Annotated in this window: 17 protein-coding genes; 6 read left to right on the forward strand and 11 right to left on the reverse strand. The window is 38.6% G+C overall.

What is annotated here, in order from left to right; translation table 11 throughout:
• From C7H19_RS22190 to C7H19_RS22200, 3 genes are all read left to right on the forward strand, one after another.
• A partial coding sequence (locus C7H19_RS22190) for a type I restriction endonuclease subunit R (RefSeq protein ID WP_106459105.1) occupies positions 1 to 2,295 on the forward strand: 2,295 nt, incomplete at its 5' end.
• 634 nt (positions 2,296 to 2,929) lie between these two features.
• Positions 2,930 to 3,211, forward strand: a complete 282-nt coding sequence (locus C7H19_RS25960; RefSeq protein WP_181280706.1) for a hypothetical protein — start codon at positions 2,930 to 2,932, stop codon at positions 3,209 to 3,211.
• The gene (locus tag C7H19_RS22200; protein WP_106459107.1) at positions 3,153 to 3,701 is read left to right on the forward strand and encodes a hypothetical protein; all 549 of its coding nucleotides are present in this window, start codon (positions 3,153 to 3,155) and stop codon (positions 3,699 to 3,701) included. Before C7H19_RS25960 ends, C7H19_RS22200 begins: the two co-directional genes overlap by 59 nt.
• Before the next feature lie 43 nt (positions 3,702 to 3,744).
• Here C7H19_RS22200 and C7H19_RS22205 read toward each other — a convergent pair whose 3' ends face one another.
• From C7H19_RS22205 to C7H19_RS22230, 6 genes are all read right to left on the reverse strand, one after another.
• A complete protein-coding gene (locus C7H19_RS22205) occupies positions 3,745 to 3,993 on the reverse strand; it encodes a hypothetical protein (RefSeq protein ID WP_106459108.1) in 249 nt (82 codons plus the stop codon).
• Positions 3,994 to 4,046: 53 nt separating this feature from the next.
• Positions 4,047 to 4,727, reverse strand: coding sequence for a crossover junction endodeoxyribonuclease RuvC (locus tag C7H19_RS22210; protein ID WP_106459109.1), 681 nt, complete (start codon positions 4,725 to 4,727; stop codon positions 4,047 to 4,049).
• Between the two features lie 44 nt (positions 4,728 to 4,771).
• The gene (locus C7H19_RS22215) at positions 4,772 to 5,740 is read right to left on the reverse strand and encodes a tyrosine-type recombinase/integrase (protein WP_106459110.1); all 969 of its coding nucleotides are present in this window, start codon (positions 5,738 to 5,740) and stop codon (positions 4,772 to 4,774) included.
• 618 nt (positions 5,741 to 6,358) lie between these two features.
• Positions 6,359 to 7,417 (reverse strand): TniQ family protein, encoded by a 1,059-nt coding sequence (locus C7H19_RS22220; RefSeq protein ID WP_181280707.1) that lies wholly within the window; start codon positions 7,415 to 7,417, stop codon positions 6,359 to 6,361.
• Positions 7,404 to 8,543, reverse strand: coding sequence for an ATP-binding protein (locus tag C7H19_RS22225; protein ID WP_219907717.1), 1,140 nt, complete (start codon positions 8,541 to 8,543; stop codon positions 7,404 to 7,406). Before C7H19_RS22225 ends, C7H19_RS22220 begins: the two co-directional genes overlap by 14 nt.
• 2 nt (positions 8,544 to 8,545) lie before the next feature.
• Positions 8,546 to 11,305, reverse strand: a complete 2,760-nt coding sequence (locus C7H19_RS22230) for a DDE-type integrase/transposase/recombinase (RefSeq protein WP_106459113.1) — start codon at positions 11,303 to 11,305, stop codon at positions 8,546 to 8,548.
• Positions 11,306 to 11,646: 341 nt separating this feature from the next.
• Here C7H19_RS22230 and C7H19_RS25965 point away from each other — a divergent pair, with 341 nt between their 5' ends.
• On the forward strand, positions 11,647 to 12,207 hold the full coding sequence (locus C7H19_RS25965; RefSeq protein WP_181280708.1) for a hypothetical protein: 561 nt from the start codon (positions 11,647 to 11,649) through the stop codon (positions 12,205 to 12,207).
• A gap of 108 nt (positions 12,208 to 12,315) precedes the next feature.
• Here C7H19_RS25965 and C7H19_RS22240 read toward each other — a convergent pair whose 3' ends face one another.
• On the reverse strand, positions 12,316 to 14,118 hold the full coding sequence (locus C7H19_RS22240) for a competence protein CoiA family protein (protein ID WP_146136572.1): 1,803 nt from the start codon (positions 14,116 to 14,118) through the stop codon (positions 12,316 to 12,318).
• 69 nt (positions 14,119 to 14,187) lie between these two features.
• Between C7H19_RS22240 and C7H19_RS22245 the strand changes: the two genes are divergently transcribed.
• Positions 14,188 to 16,053, forward strand: a complete 1,866-nt coding sequence (locus C7H19_RS22245) for an SIR2 family protein (protein WP_181280709.1) — start codon at positions 14,188 to 14,190, stop codon at positions 16,051 to 16,053.
• A gap of 22 nt (positions 16,054 to 16,075) precedes the next feature.
• On the opposite strand, the gene C7H19_RS22250 is transcribed toward C7H19_RS22245, so the two are convergent.
• Positions 16,076 to 16,525, reverse strand: coding sequence for a hypothetical protein (locus C7H19_RS22250; RefSeq protein ID WP_106459116.1), 450 nt, complete (start codon positions 16,523 to 16,525; stop codon positions 16,076 to 16,078).
• Positions 16,526 to 16,709: 184 nt separating this feature from the next.
• The gene (locus tag C7H19_RS22255) at positions 16,710 to 17,087 is read right to left on the reverse strand and encodes a hypothetical protein (RefSeq protein ID WP_106459117.1); all 378 of its coding nucleotides are present in this window, start codon (positions 17,085 to 17,087) and stop codon (positions 16,710 to 16,712) included.
• 301 nt (positions 17,088 to 17,388) lie between these two features.
• Here C7H19_RS22255 and C7H19_RS27265 point away from each other — a divergent pair, with 301 nt between their 5' ends.
• Entirely contained in the window at positions 17,389 to 17,520 is a 132-nt protein-coding gene (locus C7H19_RS27265; RefSeq protein WP_425428925.1) for a phage integrase N-terminal SAM-like domain-containing protein, read from the forward strand.
• 164 nt (positions 17,521 to 17,684) lie between these two features.
• Here C7H19_RS27265 and C7H19_RS22260 read toward each other — a convergent pair whose 3' ends face one another.
• Both C7H19_RS22260 and C7H19_RS22265 read right to left on the reverse strand, forming a co-directional pair.
• Positions 17,685 to 19,727: a CHASE2 domain-containing protein gene (locus tag C7H19_RS22260; protein ID WP_106459118.1), complete on the reverse strand. Its 2,043-nt coding sequence runs from the start codon at positions 19,725 to 19,727 to the stop codon at positions 17,685 to 17,687.
• A complete protein-coding gene (locus tag C7H19_RS22265; protein ID WP_146136573.1) occupies positions 19,717 to 20,190 on the reverse strand; it encodes a hypothetical protein in 474 nt (157 codons plus the stop codon). The genes C7H19_RS22260 and C7H19_RS22265 overlap by 11 nt, the downstream gene beginning before the upstream one ends.
• Positions 20,191 to 20,197: the final 7 nt, after the last annotated feature.

Here is a 20,197-nt window from a genome sequence, read left to right on the forward strand (position 1 = left end):
GAGACAGATCTAGACCGCAAAGCTTTGATTGTCATGGCGACTGGTGCAGGGAAAACTCGAACAGCGATCGCCTTAGTAGAGATGCTGATGCGTTGTAACTGGGTGAAACGTGTACTATTTTTAGCAGATCGTGTCGCCTTAGTTAATCAAGCAATCAATGTATTTAAAAAACATCTCCCCGATGCTGCACCAGTGAACTTAGTAACAGAAAAGGATAGCGAAGGACGAGTGTTTGCTTCTACTTATCCGACGATGATGGGGCTGATTGATGAGACTCGTGAGGGTCAACGTCGTTTTGGTGTCGGGCATTTTGACTTAATTATCATTGATGAGGCTCATCGCTCAGTTTTCGAGAAATACCGCACCATCTTCAACTATTTTGATTCTCTATTGCTCGGACTAACCGCCACACCGAAAGATGAAATAGACCGCAACACTTACGGACTGTTTGACCTAGAAAACGGCGTACCGACCGATGCTTACCAGCTTGAAGATGCTGTAAATGATGGCTTTTTAGTACCTTCCAAAGCTGTATTAGTTCCTCTAAAGTTTCAACGCGAGGGAATTAATTATGATGAACTTTCATTAGAAGAAAGAGAAGAATGGGACACCATAGAATGGGATGAAGATGGCAATACACCAGAACGTGTCGAGGCGGCAGCCGTCAACAATTGGCTATTTAATAAAGATACTGTAGATAAGGTACTAGAGCATCTAATGACAAGAGGGATGAAGGTCGCAGGTGGCGATCGCCTAGGCAAAACCATCATCTTTGCTAAGAACCAAGATCATGCCGAGTTCATTGCTGAACGCTTCAATAGCAACTATCCACACTTTAAAGGTACGTTTGCCCGTGTCATTACTTTTAAAACAGCTTATGCTCAAACTCTGATTGATAATTTTTCCAACAAAGATAAAGAACCTCATATCGCTATTTCGGTCGATATGCTCGATACGGGGATTGATGTGCCAGAAGTCGTCAATTTAGTGCTATTTAAACTTGTACGCTCCAAAACCAAGTTCTGGCAGATGGTAGGGCGGGGAACCCGTCGCTGTCCTGATTTATTTGGTTTAGGGCAAGATAAACAGTTTTTTTACCTGTTCGACTATTGTCAAAATCTAGAGTTCTTTCAGCACAATCCAGAAACGATTGAGGCTCCAATCGGTAAATCCTTAACTAAGAAGTTGTTTACTACACGCTTAGAATTAATCACAGAGCTAGATAAAAAGCTTGTTGAGGATGACAACAGCACAATTGAAACTCAAACCGCCGATGGTGAATTACGCCAACAAGTAGCTAATCTACTTCACACAGAAGTTTCAGCCATGAATAGCGAAAACTTCATCGTGCGCCCCTTACGCCGCTTGGTCGAAAAATATGCTGAGAAAGAAAAATGGCTCTCACTATCGAGCGAGGATTTGAGCGAACTAAGTCAACAAGTAGCGGGTTTACCTTCTCAATTAGAACCCGAAGCAGAGGAGACAAAGCGGTTTGATATTCTATTGCTAAAACTACAATTAGCTATATTACGCTCTGACCCTGCTTTTGAGCGTTTAAAAGAACAGGTCAAGTCACTGGCACAGGTGCTGGAGGAAAAATCAGCCATCCCATTAGTCAAAGAACAGTTGCCTCTGATTCAAGATGTACAGACAGATGAGTGGTGGCAGGATGTAACATTGCCCATGTTGGAAGTATTACGCAAACGTCTGCGAGAGTTAGTTAGGCTAGTTGAAAAACCGAAACGTCAACCCATTTACACCGACTTTGAGGACGAAATGGGTGATGAGATTACAGTGGAGTTACCTGGTTTTACCTCATCGGATAACTTTGAAAAGTTCAGAGTCAAAGCGCGGGCTTTTTTGCGAGAACATCAGGATCATGTCGTTATTTTCAAATTACGAACTAACAAGCAACTTACTTCATCTGACCTATCTGAGTTAGAAAGAATCTTGGCAGAAAGTGGTGTTGGTGAGATGGAAGATCTCGTTCGTGCTAAAGAAGAATCATTTGGGTTAGGCTTGTTCGTTCGCTCTTTAGTAGGACTAGAGCGTGAAGTCGCTCTTCAAGAACTAGGGCAGTTCTCATCAGATAAAAATCTAAACTCCAATCAAATTGAATTTGTCAATCTAATTGTGGACTATCTCACCGAACACGGTGTAATGGATGCGATTCTTCTCTATGAATCACCATTTACCGATATTACTCCCCAAGGGCCAGATGGATTGTTTACATCATCTCAAGTAGACGAATTAATTGATTTGCTTGAAGAAGTTAAAGAGCGAGCCGTCGCTTAGGAAAACTTCCGCATAGCACAAGATTTTTTAGGATTAGGGCTTAGTCATTTGTTATGACTTCATATTGAAATTAGTAAAGCTACGTTTATCTCTCTTTTATAAGAGCAGAATTATGAAAATGTATTAAAAACTAAGAGCAAAAAGCAAGACTCTTCTCAATATGAACAAATTGCTTTGACAGACTAAGAACTAGCTGAAAAATTAGGATATAATTCCCCTAAGCTTTGAAATTACTGTTCGCCTGTAATTTCAAAGCTTAGGGGAAACTTAGCAAAAATGTTATAAAAATGGAAAGTCAGAGGAGATGATTAGGAGCAACAAGAGCTATTGCTTATAGAAAATGAGTAAGACTTATAAAAAACGGATAAAGCTAAACAGAAATCATATCCAATAAAAACATAGGCTAGTCACCTTTTAAATCTGTTGCTCAAAGGAAATTATCAACTTTAAAAGGATTATAGCGATTAAGAAAAATTTAATGATTACAGAAAACGGGATATCATGAGTTAACTCTTGTAAAGGAAGCTTTCAGCTTCAACTGTAAAAATTAGACAATAGTCAAAGAAAAATTCCAACATAAACGATAAGAACAACGGCAAGCTTTATCCATTGGGATAGCTGAATCCGAGGACAAATGACAATAGCAACAGTAGCTAACAAAGCTGAAAAAATCAATCCTTCCTCAGTTTCAAAAAAAAGCAAAGTGATTGATAAAAAAGAAGAAACGCCTGTTATTGCCCAACTCAAAAACTGTTCAATCTGGTCAACATCTTGGCGAAATCTTGAAGCCATAGCTAAACTTATACCTTTATTGAACCAATCATATAATACAATGCCAAAAAATCCGCTTTTCTTTTATGAAACCTTTAACCATTTTTTTATTACTTGGAGCGACAATTGCTGTTGTTTCCTGTAGTTCCAACTCCAACCAGAAGGCAACTTCTAACTTAGATCCTGCTTCAACCCCGACCACATCTAATAACGCCACTTCACCAATTCCAGACGAAATCAAACAAGCTGCTAAAAATCTTCCTCCCATTTCTCGAATTACCTGGAAAATGTGTAACACCACCGACCTCACTGGAGAATGCACCAATCCGCCAAAAGTGACAGAGCATTGGGGAAAAGTGCAAGAAATCAAAGTCGTTAAAATTCCAGCTTATTCAAGGGAATTGGTTCAAGCACACGTCAAATCACAAGGCTGTTTCGGTTATTATGGAGAACCTCAACCAGAAGCTTGGTATCCTGTGGGTGGACAAACCTATGAAGTTAAAGGGAAAGTAGCTTCAGCAAGCATTGTTGAATCGCGCTTACTCACCGACCAAGAAAAAGAAATTCTGCTCCTACGTCAAAAGATTACTGGCACAGGGTTAGTTGGAGCCACTTGTAACTCTCTAACACGATAATATCTCCATTCACATCAATTGTCGGGTCTGTTCTTACGTTTTCTCAATCGATCTGCTGATATCCTCGCCTTTGCCTGCGTTGCTGTAGCTTGTGGTAAGTCTGCAAACCCGATTGATAATCTTGGCAATCTAAATCCTTAGATTTACCAAACCCTCTCGTCATCGCACTGCCCCAAGTTTTTGTAATCATCCACCCACCATAGATATTCTGGCAAAGGGTTAAAGTGTAAAATCGGGTATTCCTTTGCCATTTTGAGTGGAGCCATTTGTCATATTCGTAGGAAATCTCCATAGAACAGATCACAGACACTATGTAACTATATTTTACGATTTAAAACCAAACTCTTATTTTTCGCTGATCCCTAATCCACAAAAACCAGCATAAGCGATCGCTATTGCCTCACTTCCCACCTGACTCGTTAAACGCTTGAGATCAAATAATAGCTGAACCGTTTCGGCGACTTCTCTTTGATCGGCTTTTGGCGAACCAAGATGACTTTTCCAGGTGGCACGATAGAGCAATACTGGAAAAACCTGACATTGACGATAGATCACTAAATTAATCACCCCCAATGCTTGCAGACTAGAAGATCCAGAAGCAAAATTCGCATTAATAAACGGTTTTTCGAGAGCCACGTGATGAGGCTGAAATTGTCTGACTAATTCCGTCAGATCCGACTCAATTTCTACCAGTCGTTGGGGCAAAGGAAATTTCGCCTCAGTTTCGATTAACCCATAATCGACTACAATGGGATGCTCATTTTCCCTCCCTTTTAAAATCGACCATCCTAACTGCCTTAAACTCGGTCGAATTCCAAGCCAAATCTTCTCCCCTTGGGAGGAATGGGGTTGTTGTGGGGGTTTAACAGGAATGGATAGATCGCTTCCTCCTTGATCTAATAATCTCGCATAGGCTTCGACTTGTTCAATAAATACTTCTGGCACTCGCAGAGCTTTGGTGGGCTGATGTAGCCACTTAGAAATTAGTTTTGGGAGATGGTCGGTTCTCGGAGAAAAATTTGGCATTGAATGCTTTGTACATTGCATATAGCTCAATTTTAACCCAACGCTCAAAACGGCAAAGTTAACGATTCCACCGCTTGACGTTTGACCTCTTCTCCTCGACGATCGTATTTTGCCGTCGTCGTTACTGAAGTATGACCCGCTAATTGCGATACCGTGACTAAATCGATCCCTGCTGCCAATAAACCACTAATAAAGGTGCGTCGGCAATCATGAGGCGTAAAAGGTTTAATTTGGGCATCTTGTCCCCGTTTTTGAAGTAAAAACAAAACCGCTTGTTCACTCAAGCGTCGTCCTAGCAGATGATTTCCTTTACTAATACTCATCAACAACGCCCCAGGACTGTTGCCCCGCACCAATAGCCACTGATTTAAAATCGCCCAGCACTCACTGGGCAAATAGACAGTTCTCGCCTTACTGCCTTTGCCTTGTCGGATCATGAGCGTACCTGGGGGCTGATAATCTTCTAGATTTAAACGAACCACTTCGGCACGACGCATTCCCGTTCCTAGAAGAATTGCAAGCATTGCCGCATCACGGAAGCCGATCAAACTCTGATCCGCCAAACAAACCGACATCAACGCCTGCATTTCTGATGAACTTAATAACCGCCCTTTTAGCTGTGAGGACGTTTTCATCGGCTTGAGGGTTACGGCATCGCTATAGTCTTCTAAACTCATTAAATGCAATTTCCGAGCTTCAGAAAGCACTTGTTTAAGGGCTGATAACATTTGATTCACAGTTGTTGCCGCAAAGGTTCGAGGCAACTCCGTCCGCAATAAAGCCGTATGCTGATATCTTAAGAGAGCCCAATCCAAATTCAGATAATCACAACGATTCCCGGTCAACAGACGAGCGATCGCATTGAGATGACGTCGCATCGTGTCGCGCGATCGCTCACTCAACTGTGATAGATAGACACAGGCGGGATGAACAGATAACGGCAGAGGCTCTAGCAATTGCAACGGATTAGGATCTTGTCCTTGCAAGTCTAAAACGGCTATGTTACGATTCATTTTAAAGGGGTTGTGAACTAAAAAAGCAATTCATTCTACTTTACCCCTTTATTTTCTCAATTTTACTCCATTCTCAAAATTACTGTTTCAAAAAGATGTTATCAACAGTAATTCAAAGCCGATGGTTAACGCACAACAGATATTTTTATGATTTGAAGAAGAAAGTGGACAACTTGTCCAACTTTACGTTCAAAAAATCGGTGTCCAACTTTACGTTCAAAATTTTCAGCCAACGTGCAGAAATACAAGATTGAACTTCTTAACTACTGACGAGAGGTAATTCCTTCTCTCGTCGAGTTGCTTTAGAACTTAGCAAGGATGGTCATCGTTTAGATTTGCCTTCCCTTGGAAAAAAACGCAGACATTGTAGAACAACCTTGTTAAGTTAGTTCATAAGTATTATCTTTTTTAGAAGGTTGTCCTACAATGTCAATGTTCAATGTATCCCCTCGTAGTAAGTGTTCGGCTGCTTTGCTGTTTTGCTGAGTTCACGCCCTCTGCCTTTCAAAAATTTCTCTTGACTATCTACAAGAGTGCATTCACTAAACCTAAACAATTTAGAACCATAGCTTTCACCGCTACTCTCTCATTGATAATTTCTTGAGGTAGTTTCCTTTGTTAGTATTTAAAAGTGGATTTAGCTAAATCTATAAGAGGTATTTTTAGAAAGTAACCTAGTAAAAAAATATTATCTGGAGACAAAGCAGGAGGTGAAGACTCATTGTGATAGCGAAAGTATTGTTTTTCAAGAGAATTAATGGAAAAAGAGTCGAGCAATCCTAATAAACTATCAAAAAACGTTGAAGGGAGCGGATAATGTTTTTTCAAGTAACGATAAATGTTTTTAGTCACGTTAGCTTGAATGGCTCTAAATTGGTTTTTTGATAAGTTTTGAGTAATTTCTCGAAAGATGTCTATTGAATTAACTGTTTTGTAGATTTTAAGTTCTTCCCGCCAAGTATTCTCGGTTAAAGTTTGATAATTACTATCTTTAATTGTGTGGGAAGAACCCAACCAGCTATGACATTTTGAGCAGTAGCCAGGTGGGGATAAAAGCAAGACATTAGCCTGACAGTAAAAACATTTAGAACATAGTCTTTGTTGATGATAAAGACATAATTCGACTGAATAAATTGACCAAATTAGAGGATCGTAGAGTATTTTTTTAACTAGCATCTCCTCATAGCATAATGGACACCATCTCCGATAAAACTTAGTCGGAGAAAAATTAAAAAACTTACTTAAAGACAAAAAGGTCAAAAAAAATAGATTAGATTGACAAGTCAATTGCTCAAGAGCTTTCACAAATTCATAAGTAAATGGGTGGTGGATAATCAGGTAATTCTCTACAGCAGTATTATTAGTAAACTGCGAAATCTGTTGAAATAAACGTTTGGAGGCATAAGTATTACTTTGCTTAATAATTGGAAAAATTAGCTCATTAATGAGAGCTTTCGGTTGAAGATTATGAGCATAAGATAACCTTCCTATATAGCTAGTCAAGCTTTCTGTGTTAAAAGTTTTAACTCCAATAGGTGACAAATTATATAAATGGCTTCGAGGCGGAATTTCTGGCATTGTTAAATCCCAAGATTCATAGAATGTCAGCCGTTCCCCGACTTTAAAAGTCGGGGCCTGCGGCCGACTGCCCTCCGCAGTCAAATTACTCCTGTCCATTCTCATAACCTCCAATCTCATAACGATGAGGTTTGGGTTTTCCTATCTCGCCTTTAGCCCGTTCGGTCGTAGAATCTTGATTCTGTAGATTTTTCAATTCTGATTCATAGGATTTTTGATACAAACCTAACTCTTTCCGTAACTCTTCAAGTTCTGTCTGTAATTCGACAAATTTTTCTTCGCCTTTTTTAATAACTTTAAGAATTTTGAGGCATTGAGCTACAGGACGGGCATGACGTTGTAAATCCCTAAGAGTAATCGTACTACCATCATGGTTATGTAGCACGTCGGAGAGTGTTTCGGAAAGCCAGTCTTTGAGCATCCCAACACAGCCTAAACTACGTTCGTAAAGGAATTCCCAATAACGCACCAAATCAGGCATTTTGGATAGAGGCAGATGAGCTTGGAAAGTTGCAACAACGCTTTGAAAGATCTCTAGTTCATCGTCTGAATCGGCATGATAGCGTTTGAAATGAACTGTCTTGCTACGTCGGCACAATTGATCTCCCAAATCAACGAGAGGTAACAGAGCATATGTACCAGTAGGAATGATCTTCACTTTTGCTAAATTAGCCAATGATTTAATGACTTCAGGCTGGTCTTTCAACTTTTGACCACTGGGCAGTAAAGCTAGATGATGAGCTTCGTCAATGTAAAAGGCATCAGGACGGCGGTTGATGAGGGCGGATTCTACTGAAAGCCTCCAGGTAGACCTTGAATCACGTTTGTTCGCTTTCTCATGTTCATAGGTAATTTTCTTATCGATAAGCGGTTCGTTAACGGCTTTGAGGAGACGGATATAGAAATCTTTCCAATCGAACTGACTGAATTCAGGCGACTTGGCTTCTACACCAAAGATAGGAATTTTTCCTTTATCAACTTCCATCTGAACTAAAGCGGCTTCAGTGCATTTCTGTACCAAACGGTTGAGCAGGGTAGTCTTACCAACGCCTGTACTGCCTACAACAAAAATTAGTGCCGTTCCGGGTGCTTGAGTAACGGCTTGCATCACTTCTTGATAGGCCATCGTCAGATGGGGATGCGCCATCGTGTAATTGATGAAGTAATCTAGACGTTCCTGTATGGGCTGTTCTAGTATTGTTTCGGGAAATCCAATTATGGCCATAATTAAAATTCTCCATAGAATTGAAGGTTTTTACTAGGACTGTTATCGTCTTGAGCGGATGAATCTAATGATTTATCCTTTTGAATAGTTGCCGTGACATCGATAGTTTGAAGGGTTTTGAGTTGTGGAAGGGGTTTACCTTCAATCAAGTCGAGTACCGTTCGATTTTCTAAAGCTTGCAGTCGTTGTTGAAGTAATACACCCTCCATTGCCTGAGTAGACTGTAAGTGTTCTACTAATTCTTTATCAGAGATTTCAACCCGTTTGGCATGACCCGCCTTGCGTTGGCGTAAGTCTGCACTTAAGACCTTGAGTTCCTTTTCAGTGCGTCCTTGTAAGAATTGGTAATAGTTGGATGTACACTCTCGCCAATGACCTCTAACGTAGGCGTAGGCAAGGCAGACATTAAAGGGGTCAATTTTGACATCAACAGTCGTTTTCTCAATTTCTGGGTCACGAAAATCGTTGCACCAGTAGTAAATATTATTAATTTTGATGCCCTTACCAGGTTGGACAATTCTTGAATCGTTTTGAGCAGGAGAGGGTAAGGTGAGAATTTTAAAGGTTTCATCATAAAGAATTCGCCGCATCTCCCGTCTACCTCCTAAAGCGATGCCAATTTCGTAAGAGGAACGAGGGTTTTGTCCGAGACTCGAATGCTCTCTTCTGTCGTAGATTTCATCCGTCCAATATTCGAGAACTTGATAGAATTCACCCAATGTCCAGACAGCATGAGTTTTAGGATTGACGGATTTAGTAACCTGGCGGTTATTCTTCAAGATTTGCCTGTTACCTTTAAGTTCGTGAACAAAAAGAGTATTAGTTGTTCCGAAGACTCGTTCGACAGGATTACCATAACGAGGTTCTCCTGGCGGTCGGTACTTATGATTGCATTTATAATAAGCTAGTAGCTGTTTGAAGTAGATACTGTGAAACTCTTTCCCGTTATCAGTGATAATGGTTTGAGGTAGTCGTTTGAATCGTCTGACGCACTGGCGCATAACCATCATGCAGCTTCGATAACTGGGTTTTTCAAAAGACAGATAGACAGCGAGAATACGCTTACTGTAGCCGTCCACCATAAAAGTTGCCCAACAGGTTCCTAAATCAAAGTTATCAAGAGTAATGGCAGAACTGGTGTTACAGGTGGCAAGAGAAATCAGGGAACTGACTAAATCTACATCCAACGGCGTATGGTCGATGTGAACGCATTCCCAGGGTAGATCGCCGTTACGAGGAAAGCCCTTTGTACTATAAAAAGGTTTAGATTGTTTAGCAACCCGACTGCCCAAACGGGCTTTGATAAGTTCGTAGTTGGTTCTCCCTTGTATGTAGAAGCGGAAAGTTCTATCTGAGGGTGGGTTAAATGGTGGGTCAAGTGATTGACAAGCCTCTTTAAACTCACGATACACAGTAGAAGCTCTACGGTTTGTAGGAGTAAAATAATGGTCGTCGATATATTGCTTCATATAGTCCACCAAACCAGGCTCTAGTTTTTCGTGATGTCCTTTATCCAAATGTCGGGGTAGAAGTCCGACATAGCCATTTCCTTGACCATAAAGCTTTTCGGCTTCTAAATAGTTGTCGCGCCAACGTCGGATACTACGATTGACTTTAGTAATTGGCAGCGTATTTTCTTGTATGTAGGGCTGGATAAGGTCATAGCGTTGATTGGCAATTTCGATATCTTTAGATCTGGCCCGATTAAGGAGATCTTGAATTGTTGTATCAATTGTAGATTCGGTAATCTGATTTAAGCCCGTAATATGACCCGTTTCAAAAAAACGATAAAATTCAGCATTCGGTAAACTCGTCGTCTTACCATCATGTCGAGTTAAGTAAACTCGGTCTGTACCAGGATTGGTAATTTCCCAATATTCGCCATCCCAACTTAAAGTAGTTCCAATATCTACATTTAGGGTAGAGAAACCGTCAGAGGACGGAACAGTAGGAGATGACAGAACGATTTTCTCAGAGACGATGGCAAGTTCTTCACTAATAAAAACCTGTACTTGGTCATGTTCAGCTAGAGAAGCAATATTAAAATTGATGAAAATACACTCACGGGCAATTAACCAATTTAGATGGTCGGGGTCGATATCTTCTATTGAAAGCAAAAGTTGAGCATAGGTTAACCCTGGTTGTGCCTGAACTTGAGTGAGGATGGTTAGGAAAATAGGACTATCGAAGGGAGGAGGTGACGTTTGAAAATACGGTTCTAACCAAGTCCAATTCCGCAGCCGTATTGGATGAAGTTCTGCCGACGTTCTTACACGATAGTCGAGTCCATATTTTTGGGCGTATTCTCGTCCAGGTGGACAGTCCCAGTTACCTTCAGCGTCTTGTACATAGCGATTTGGCTGTTCTTCGGCTTTCTGTACTAATTCATCAATTGGTTTGAATTCTTCCCATCCTGCCCAATTTGTCTCAATCACGAAGAAATCGGGAGTATGACCTGTACGGACTTTCTTGCCATTTTTACTAAGATAAATCAGTTCAATCTTTGGTGGTTGGTCGTAGAACTCAAGAACTGCTTTACTATGCTCTAGATTATCAATGATATGAGCTAATTCGCCTCGGTGACTCTCAAACTGAATGGTTTTACCCATCTTTTCACTACAGTAGTCACCACAGACGTTGCCATAGTTGCCTTGAGCCGCACGAGAAGGGTCTGAGGTGCGAATGTCGGTAATCAGTTGACGGGTAGTGCTGGAAAGTTGACGGTGATTACACCAAGCTTCCAAGTCTTCCTGAGAGAGCATGGTAACACTCCTGTGGCCGTGATATCTCAGTTTAGAGTATGCGTATTAAATACGCATATAATTGTTAGAAAAATTGTACTAACTTAAACTTTCTTAAGATCTTCCGAATTTCTAAAAGGGATTCACGCTCATATTGACTTGCGTAGGACAGTCTTCATGTTTGATGTAACCGCACCGCTTGCCGACTTTTAAAGTCGGGAGTGTGTCGGCTGTCCTACAATGTCTGCGTTTTTTCCAGGGGAATGAAACAATAAAACTAAAATAATACCTAAAAGAGAATGAAACAAAAACAGAATCTTTTATGCTTAAGCTGAGAGCCTGAAGTAAACGAGTGGATATTCATGCCCAAAGGACAGAAACGGGTCAAAGGAGTGCCTGAACTTCATGATGAAGTCAAGACGCGATTAAATTTGACTGTAACACCGACTGCTAGACAAGGCTTAGAAAAACTGGCAAAAGAGAGAGAATTATCAATTTCTGAATTAGTGGAAAAAATTGGGAGAGAAAGTCTTATCATAAGTGCTGAAATTCCCGATTTTTCCAAATCGGAAAGTAACTTTCAAGATACTGTGTTAGCTGTTCAATCTTTGCCTGTCGAACGATGTAATGAGTTACCGAAAGTTTCTGGAGCTTATGCACTGGTGAATAAGCATGGGCAAGCCTGGGCAGGGTATGCCTTGAATTTACATGATGATATTAAAGAGCTTGTTAGACAGTTTGATGAATTCAGCCCCTTTTTAGAAGATGAAGAATATATTAGAAGAAGCAGAAAGAAATATCTAGTTTTTTGGATTGAATGTTCGGATAAAGCGATGTTAGTAAATTTCAGATATTTGATAACAAATACTATTCAAAAAATAATTATTGAAAATTCATTTATTAATTGGCTAAAACAAATATAACATACACAATGATAAGTTGAATGAGTTTAAATTTTTAGATATAGCATCCGTTAAAATGTTTTCTAAGATGAGAAAATGTGTTATTAGTGTTACAGATGATTATCAAAGCTAAGTTTTAGAGTTATTATCTATTTTTTGTAATAAAGTAAATTGAACTTCGATGGATTGTCCTAAAATTTTCTCAAAACTTTGCTTTATCTGTAATTTATCTCTATTAGCTCTGTCAATCAAGGGCTGTGAAGATAGACCGATAATTACTCGATAGTTTTGGATATCGAGAAGTAGTCCATGCTGCATCAGTAAAGTACGTAAAGAATTGTAATTGTCAGGGATTATTTTTAGTAGCTGTTGCCAGATATCATTCAAGTTTTGAGTCATTTGATGAGCTTGGCTATCGTCTTGAGAAAGTTTTCCTGTTGAATTAACTGATTGCCAGAGGATTTGAGGACTATCTTTCAAATCTACTCTAATGTATAAAGATTTCTTAGCTAAAACCTCTTGACAAGTATTTAGAAAAGTGGACATATAAGTATCAAGAGTTTTTGATTTAAAAGAATAGGATAAATCGATAATTACTGTATCGCCATAAAAAGATTTTAAGGACGCATAGCAACGAAATAAGCCTTCATACTCTTGAGGTAGAGAGCCTAAAATACTCTGCCAGATAAGTTTCAAATCGCTGGCTATCTCATCTGGGAAACGACAAGTGTTAGAAGTGTTTAGAGAAGTAGAATTGTTTGATTTCTTTATTGATAAAGGTAAATCAGCAAGGTCAATTATCGTAGTGGAAACTTCAGGAAGAGGAGGAAATGTTACGTGTTTTAATCTATAATCAGTTTTTCTTCCTTCTACCCAGACTATAGACTGCTGTGATTCATCGGGTAAAGTACGTTGATTGCAGAATCGATGTACTTTAGAGTAACACCAGTGCGGGTAAGGATCGCTTTCAATAGGCGAATTAAACTTTACTATTTCCTCCAATGTTGTAATACGATACACCTCGTCACGGTGATATAGGGTATAGCCACACCAACAGCAAGTAAAACTTTGAAATCTTTCTTTAGAACGTTCAATATTTGCTAGATATAAATCTTCTTTCTGTTGCCGTTCTGCAAACTTTTGTATGAGTTGAACGATTTCCGGTCTAAACTCTAATTTAGTCCGTTTGGATTGATTTCGCTCTAAAGAAAGACCGCACTCTGAAAGATAGATGGAGTTTAAAATCTGAAAATAATGGTTTTTTTCTTCACATTTCGCACAAAAACAAGAACTGATGCAAATGTTAATTTTTTGATAGGCTGATAATTGGAGATGGGTACAGTATTGGATCTGCTCATTGAGCCAAGCTTTGACAAAATCTTCGAGCAACAAATAACGAGATTCAAATTTAACCTTAAACTCACCACCAGTTTCTACCAGTTGAAAGATGGGTAATTCAGGGTTGGGGGATGAATCGGGAGTTGTTCGGAACAGCCAGACACATTCTACTCCCGACTGACGGTAACGTTCCTGTCTGAGTTGTGTCTCCTCAATACTCTGGCGACTCCATTGGATCTCGAATGCGATTTTTAGATCGCCTTTTATGGCTAAGACATCTGCCCGCCAGCCTTGCCCCGACACCTCCACATCGCAGGCAACTCCTGCAAGTACGAGGCAAGCATCCCTGATAGCCAGTTTCGCCCTCAGATGCTCGATTGTTTCTCCCCTAGACGGGCAGCCCGAACTTTTCGGGCTATCGGGGTGGTGGGCAAAGAACTTAAACCCTTTCTTACTGGTCTTTAAAATTCCCCGACCCTCGCAACAACTCATCGTTACTACTTTGGTCTTGTCCATCTTATACGCCTGCCATTGAGTTGTCAGAACATCAGAAGCTAACATTTCCTGTCCGTTGATTGAACCACGAAGGGGCATGACAATAACTCAATCCAATATCTGTCGATACTCTTAAAATTCCCGAACGATAGATAAAAAATTGCGGTTTTGGGTACTCTTTTTTTAGAAATCCATTTTAAGAAAGCGGTAACTACTTCATCACACTTAAAACGCATTATGATTGAACCAATTCTCTCACTATCGCTCTGCGTTCATGCTAATCGGGAAGTATATGCTTTGCTTCTAGGGTCGGGAATCTCCAGATCTGCTAGAATCCCTACTGGTTGGGATCTTGTACTGGACTTAGTTCGTCAACTTGCCCATCTGAGTGAGGAAGATTGTGAACCTGAGCCTAGAAGTTGGTACGAACAGAAGTATGGAGAGGAGCCAGATTACTCTAAACTGTTAGAGCAGATAGCTAAGTCGTCCTCTGAACGCAATCAACTTTTAAGAAGCTATTTTGAGCCGACGGATGAGGAACGAGAAGAGGGAGGGATTAAGGTTCCAACACAGGCTCATCGAGCTATAGCTGAACTTGTTAAAAATAGTTATATCAAAGTAATTGTTACAACAAATTTCGACCGCTTACTTGAAATAGCCTTACGTGATATTGGCATTGAACCAACTGTTATCAGTACCTCCGACTCAGTTGAAGGGGCTTTGCCGTTACAGCATACAAAATGCACGATTATCAAAGTTCATGGGGACTATTTAGATACTCGTATCAAAAACACGCCCTCTGAGTTAGCAGCGTATGACGAGCCGTTGAATTGTCTGCTTGATAAAGTCTTCGATGAGTACGGACTAATTATCTGTGGCTGGTCGGGAGATTGGGATGAGGCTTTGAGAGATGCTATCAGAAGATGTAAGAGTAGAAGATTTACTACCTTCTGGGCTGCCAGAAGACGATTGCAAGGCCAGGCTAGTGAACTTCTAAACTGGCGACAGGGAGTATTCGTCCCTATCAAAGATGCTGATTCTTTCTTCACAGAACTCAATGAAAAAGTTCAGGCATTGGAAGAGTTGAATAAACCCCATCCTCTATCGGCAAAGATAGCGGTAGCTACTCTTAAAAAATACTTAGTTGATGATAGTCATCGGATTCGGCTACATGATTTGGTCACTCAAGAAGTTGAAAGGGTTTACGAAGCTACATCAGTAGAACGTTTCCCAGTCAATACTCAATTTAATGAGCAAGAACTCATTAGAAGGTTAAATCTGTATGAAAGTATAAGTGAAATTTTGATTTCGATGTTTATTAATGGTTGTTATTGGGGGCAAGAATCTCATCAATCTTTATGGATAAATAGTCTTGATAGATTAAGTAATTTATCTTATATAGATAATTCAATAAGATATGAGCCTTGGCATAACTTACGTTTATACCCAGCACTCTTGTTATTTTATTCAGGTGGAATAGCTGCTTTGGCAAATCAACAATATAATACTTTTTATAGTTTGCTATTTCAGCCAATCGTAAAAAATGTTAATGAAACTTATCCTGCTATATTATCTTTGTCTACTACCGCAGTTTTGAAATCTGAAATAGCACGTAAGATTCCCAATATGCAAAACCGTAAAACTCCACTTAGTGATTACATTAATGATTTATTAAAATCTTCCTTTCAAGAATTACTACCTGATGAAAATAAATATCAGCTATATTTTGACTTATTTGAATATATAATAGCGATTATCTATACCTACGAATTGCAGTGCCAGTTCCAAAATTATTATTCATTTGGTCAACCTGGAAGATTTGCTTGGAAGAGATGGTATACAAAACATCTGAATCATTTAGGAGATGTCAACAGCAGTCCGAAGGATAAGATGGAAAAAGCTAATTGGAATTGTGAATTAACAAAAGTTGTAGATTTTCTGCTAGAACTTGGATATTTTCAAGGAGTTAAAGAAGAATTTTTAAAAATACAAAATTTCTATGGAGAAAGAATTGATAAATTAAATTGGGATTAATCAGTTTTTTCACTTTATCTACTTAAATTTTTTCCAACCATTTAGAGAGTGCAAAATCAACTAAACCAATTACTGCATTACCCACTTTACAGAGAGCTTGATAATCTTTTTTTTTATCGAACACATTCAACTGTCTTTTATACAGTTCCCAATTGTATGAAGAACTGGCATGATGTTTTCCTTGTGGAATATGAGCTAGACTTCTTACAGTAACATAATCATCTGTCCCTACTCGCATTCGAGCAAAGCTATTGGTATGACGATTAGGTAAGGGCAGCCAGAGAAAGATGTAGCAGAACTGGTGTGTATTAAAGTAAATCTCTGCACAAGGCTTTGATTTTCCTTTGCCGTAAAGAAAAGAATTGGTTCTGACGATTTCTTCAAGGCGAGAATCAAATTGTAGGATTTGTTGACGAATCGCTAAAACCTTGCCTCTCTCTACCTCCGTCAAGTTAGCTAGACGAGTTAACAATGCTCTTGGAGAAGTTGGTAGACTATCTACTTTCTCCCTTAGAAAACATAGACAAAAAGCCAAGCCTTCATCATATATAGGTTTGAGCCACTAAAATTTGGTCGCCGAGCGCATTATAAAGATTTTTGGATAATGAACTAATCTCTGAAAATGCGCTCGGCGTAAGGCTTGGCTTTTTGTTTTGTCAGAACACGCTCTTTAGCAGAGCAATTTGGGTATTTAAAGCCTCTTTTGCTTTACTGAGAGCTTGATCGCAATTACGGAAATAAGTATGTTGATTCCATTCCTGCTGAATAACACTGAGAATAATTTTCTTCTCTTCTTGAAAAGTTTTGATCGTATTTTCTGGTTGTTCCTTAAAAAGGATTTCTAATACTGATGAAAACTGTCGATATTCATTAAGAACTTTGGATTGTATCTGACGGCTATACTCATCAAGTTCACCCCACATATCCTCTCCCATCCACTCGCTTGCTTTTATTGAGGAAGCTTGAAGAAGCTGCTTCAACAACTCAGCTATATCATCAGCCCAACTTCTAAGATTGTCCGAAACTGTCTGCATACTCAAAGTACATAAGGGAAAAACAATACGTTAATAATTATGCCGAAAAGCTTTAGTATAATTTACTGTTTTGCTTCAGCTAACTGAAAGCTGAGGTACATTTAAAATTGAGACAACAGAGAAGTTAACTTTGCATAACTATTAATCATACCAAAACTTTCCTTCTATTCAAATTAGATGCTTTGCTAAAATTTTCGTATATTCGCCAATAATAACCATAAAATTTCTCGACAACAGACCAAATAATCATACTACCGTCAAACTTTCTCCAATATCATTCTGTGGAACAAGGCTTCAAAGAATCCTTGAACAAGTTAACGATGTCATTCGTGTAAAACATTATTCATACAAAACTGATAAAAGCTATATTAATTGGGGCAAACAATATATTTTCTTTTATCAGAAATATTACTTATGCTCAAGTTTAAAATAAATATTTTTATTCTTATTTACTACTAATTTTCCTAGCACAAACAAAATTTTTAAAATTTATCCATCGCTCAAAGTAGCTATCAATACAATATTCTGTCAATCAAAATATATTTTTTCCACGGCTCAAACGGTTTTAAATAAAAAGCGACAATGAATTGAGAAGAATTAGAACATTAAAGGGAGCGAGATCACCCAAATTACCCATTCTTCCTCTAATAAGTATTCAATGTGTCCTTGATATCTCTTCAATCTTTCTTCAACACTGCAAATAACATCTTCTTTGGGAAATTTATAAAATCGCTGGCAAGTAATCTGAATTTTGTACCCTTGTTCATCCCACCGATCTGAAATAAAAATTTGCTCTAGTTGTAGCTCTTGGAGAATAGCTTCTTCTAATACATCATCAATAATAATATAAAGACTAATAATTAAAGGAAAAGACTCATAAAATTGATAAGGTCTGCTTTGAAGTTGCCATGCTATCACTTCTTTTAGATCGATTTCATAGCACTCATAAATAATAGAGCGAGTTAATTGAATCAATTTATCGATAAGGAAATCTAAACTTAAAGCAGACACAGGATGAGCGTTAATTAAGTTAGAGACAAGTAATTTATCAATATTTTGCAACAAACCTTCTAAGTTAGGAACTCGCTTGGCTAAAATTAAGCACATTGCTTCCAATTGTTCTTCTTGGTAGTAAAAAGAACTCATCAGTTTTTCTAGTGACAATCTCAATTGAGTTTGTAAAGATTTGGGAGCTTGAGCGATTAAAACCTGAAGCTGTAATTCTTCCTTATGAGCCATCGTTTGAGCATTAACTAAATACTGAATAGGTTGACTTAGTTCTTCATTTAGATAATTCCCTAAAATAGCTAGCTCTTTATAAATTCTCTGTTTGCTCAACTGCTGTTTTAATCGCTGATTTAAAACGATAATTTCTTGATAATCTTTTTTCCTTTTCGTTTCATATTCAATCAGTAAATTTACTAAACTTACTAGCTCCAATACCAACAACGCAGGTAAAACAGGAATCCATAATCCTTGTAAAAATAACTTATAGCTAATCATTAAAAATACTAGATGCAAAATTCCAAGACTGATAACAATTAAGCCTTGACGAGATAAGCCGAAACAATGAACCAAAAAATAGGCTCCCATTCCCCAAAAACCTATCCATAGAGAAATCCCAGGCTCTGACCAAACTTGAATCAACGGTCGGCGATCTAACGCTGCACTGAGGATTTGGCTAGTAACTTGTCCAATTACTTCTATGCCATAAAGTTGACGAGGTACATCATTAAACTCCTGACTTAGCGGAGTCAGAAATTGATCGTTCAAACTAGGAGCATAAGCCCCAATAATGACAATCCGATTGTTAAAGTGTTTGGGAACGATTTTAAGGTCTAGTAGATCTGAAACTGGAATGACCTCAAAATTAGCTTTGCGCCAGTTAATCAGTATCTGATAATCTGCGTCATCTATCGTTACATAAGCCCCACTATAGTTGCGAAATCGCCAAAAGATAGAATTATTTAAAACTAAATGTAAATCGTGGTTTTTTTCATGACCTTTAGCTACTATGCCTTGAGATAGTAAATATTGTTCAGCTAAAGCCCAACTGAGGCTCTTAACAGCAGGCGGTTTCGTCACTGGATATAAAAAAGCCCGTCGTTGTACTCCATCGGGATCTAGTTCAATCGAAATATCTGTGATCTGCTCGGATGGTAGGGGCGGTGGTTGAATCAAATCAAAATCTTTATCACCTGGTATCCCCGTTAATTTAGCGACAGCAAAAAAATTTGGGTTATCTTTAAAAATCCGAAGAAATTCTGAATGACCAAAAGGTGAGCTAGAAAGAGCATCAATACCTTGCTCTTTAAGTTCTTGGATTTCCCAATAATTAGGGGGAACGGGATGATCTCGAAAGATATCAATACCAACCGCAGCAGGTTTCCCTTGTTCAAGCAATTTAAGAATTTTGTAAAGCTGCCAATCCGAAAGACGATTTGTTTTGAGTTTGTTAATATCTTTTTCGGTTATTCCAACTAAAATAATTCGTTGCTCAGTAGCTTCAGTTGGTTTCAACTTGAAATATAAATCAAATAAAGACAGTTCTAATCTTTCTAATCCACCCAAAAGTCGAATCACAATTAAACTTAGAATAATTCCCAGACTAAGCAACAGTTTTTTCCGATTAATGTTCATAATTTAACGATAATTTGCGGCGTTCGAGAAATTGTTCAATTTCGGTTGGATAGGTAACAAGATTTAACAAGGCATTGATCGTTTTGCCATAGTAAGGTTGATTTTGACACAAGAGAACTGCTGAAAGTAGATAATTCGAGGTTGTTGACTTTAAATTTGGTAAAGTTAAAATAATAAATCCATTTTTTTTGACAGGAATCGTCTTTTCATAAATTAACTGACGCTCTAACTTTCCTCGAATCTCAGTCAAGGTAATTAATAAAGTCTCGGCTTGCTCAGATTGAACTTGATAAACGACTATGGGACGATTGATGTTAACATTTAAGTAAATTTTGTTGTTTTCTTCAGTTGATTCTATTAAAAATAAATCACCTTGTTTATAGGGACATCCTCTAGTGCCTTGAGCCGTACTTTTTTTCGGTTCTCCGCTTGTATCATTTGGGTTAAAATAATTACTGCTCATCACCATT

The sequence above is a fragment of the Aphanothece hegewaldii CCALA 016 genome (assembly GCF_003007785.1).
Lineage (GTDB): Bacteria > Cyanobacteriota > Cyanobacteriia > Cyanobacteriales > Microcystaceae > Chroococcus > Chroococcus hegewaldii.

Excerpts from the sequence above, each read along its gene's own strand:
- C7H19_RS25960 (WP_181280706.1), top strand. The coding sequence starts at position 2,930 with ATGACAATAGCAACAGTAGCTAACAAAGCTGAAAAAATCAATCCTTCC.
- C7H19_RS22200 (WP_106459107.1), top strand. The coding sequence starts at position 3,153 with ATGAAACCTTTAACCATTTTTTTATTACTTGGAGCGACAATTGCTGTT.
- C7H19_RS22205 (WP_106459108.1), bottom strand. The coding sequence starts at position 3,993 with ATGGAGATTTCCTACGAATATGACAAATGGCTCCACTCAAAATGGCAA.
- C7H19_RS22210 (WP_106459109.1), bottom strand. The coding sequence starts at position 4,727 with ATGCCAAATTTTTCTCCGAGAACCGACCATCTCCCAAAACTAATTTCT.
- C7H19_RS22215 (WP_106459110.1), bottom strand. The coding sequence starts at position 5,740 with ATGAATCGTAACATAGCCGTTTTAGACTTGCAAGGACAAGATCCTAAT.
- C7H19_RS22220 (WP_181280707.1), bottom strand. The coding sequence starts at position 7,417 with ATGGACAGGAGTAATTTGACTGCGGAGGGCAGTCGGCCGCAGGCCCCG.
- C7H19_RS22225 (WP_219907717.1), bottom strand. The coding sequence starts at position 8,543 with ATGGCCATAATTGGATTTCCCGAAACAATACTAGAACAGCCCATACAG.
- C7H19_RS22230 (WP_106459113.1), bottom strand. The coding sequence starts at position 11,305 with ATGCTCTCTCAGGAAGACTTGGAAGCTTGGTGTAATCACCGTCAACTT.
- C7H19_RS25965 (WP_181280708.1), top strand. The coding sequence starts at position 11,647 with ATGCCCAAAGGACAGAAACGGGTCAAAGGAGTGCCTGAACTTCATGAT.
- C7H19_RS22240 (WP_146136572.1), bottom strand. The coding sequence starts at position 14,118 with ATGCCCCTTCGTGGTTCAATCAACGGACAGGAAATGTTAGCTTCTGAT.
- C7H19_RS22255 (WP_106459117.1), bottom strand. The coding sequence starts at position 17,087 with ATGCAGACAGTTTCGGACAATCTTAGAAGTTGGGCTGATGATATAGCT.
- C7H19_RS22260 (WP_106459118.1), bottom strand. The coding sequence starts at position 19,727 with ATGAACATTAATCGGAAAAAACTGTTGCTTAGTCTGGGAATTATTCTA.
- C7H19_RS22265 (WP_146136573.1), bottom strand. The coding sequence starts at position 20,190 with ATGAGCAGTAATTATTTTAACCCAAATGATACAAGCGGAGAACCGAAA.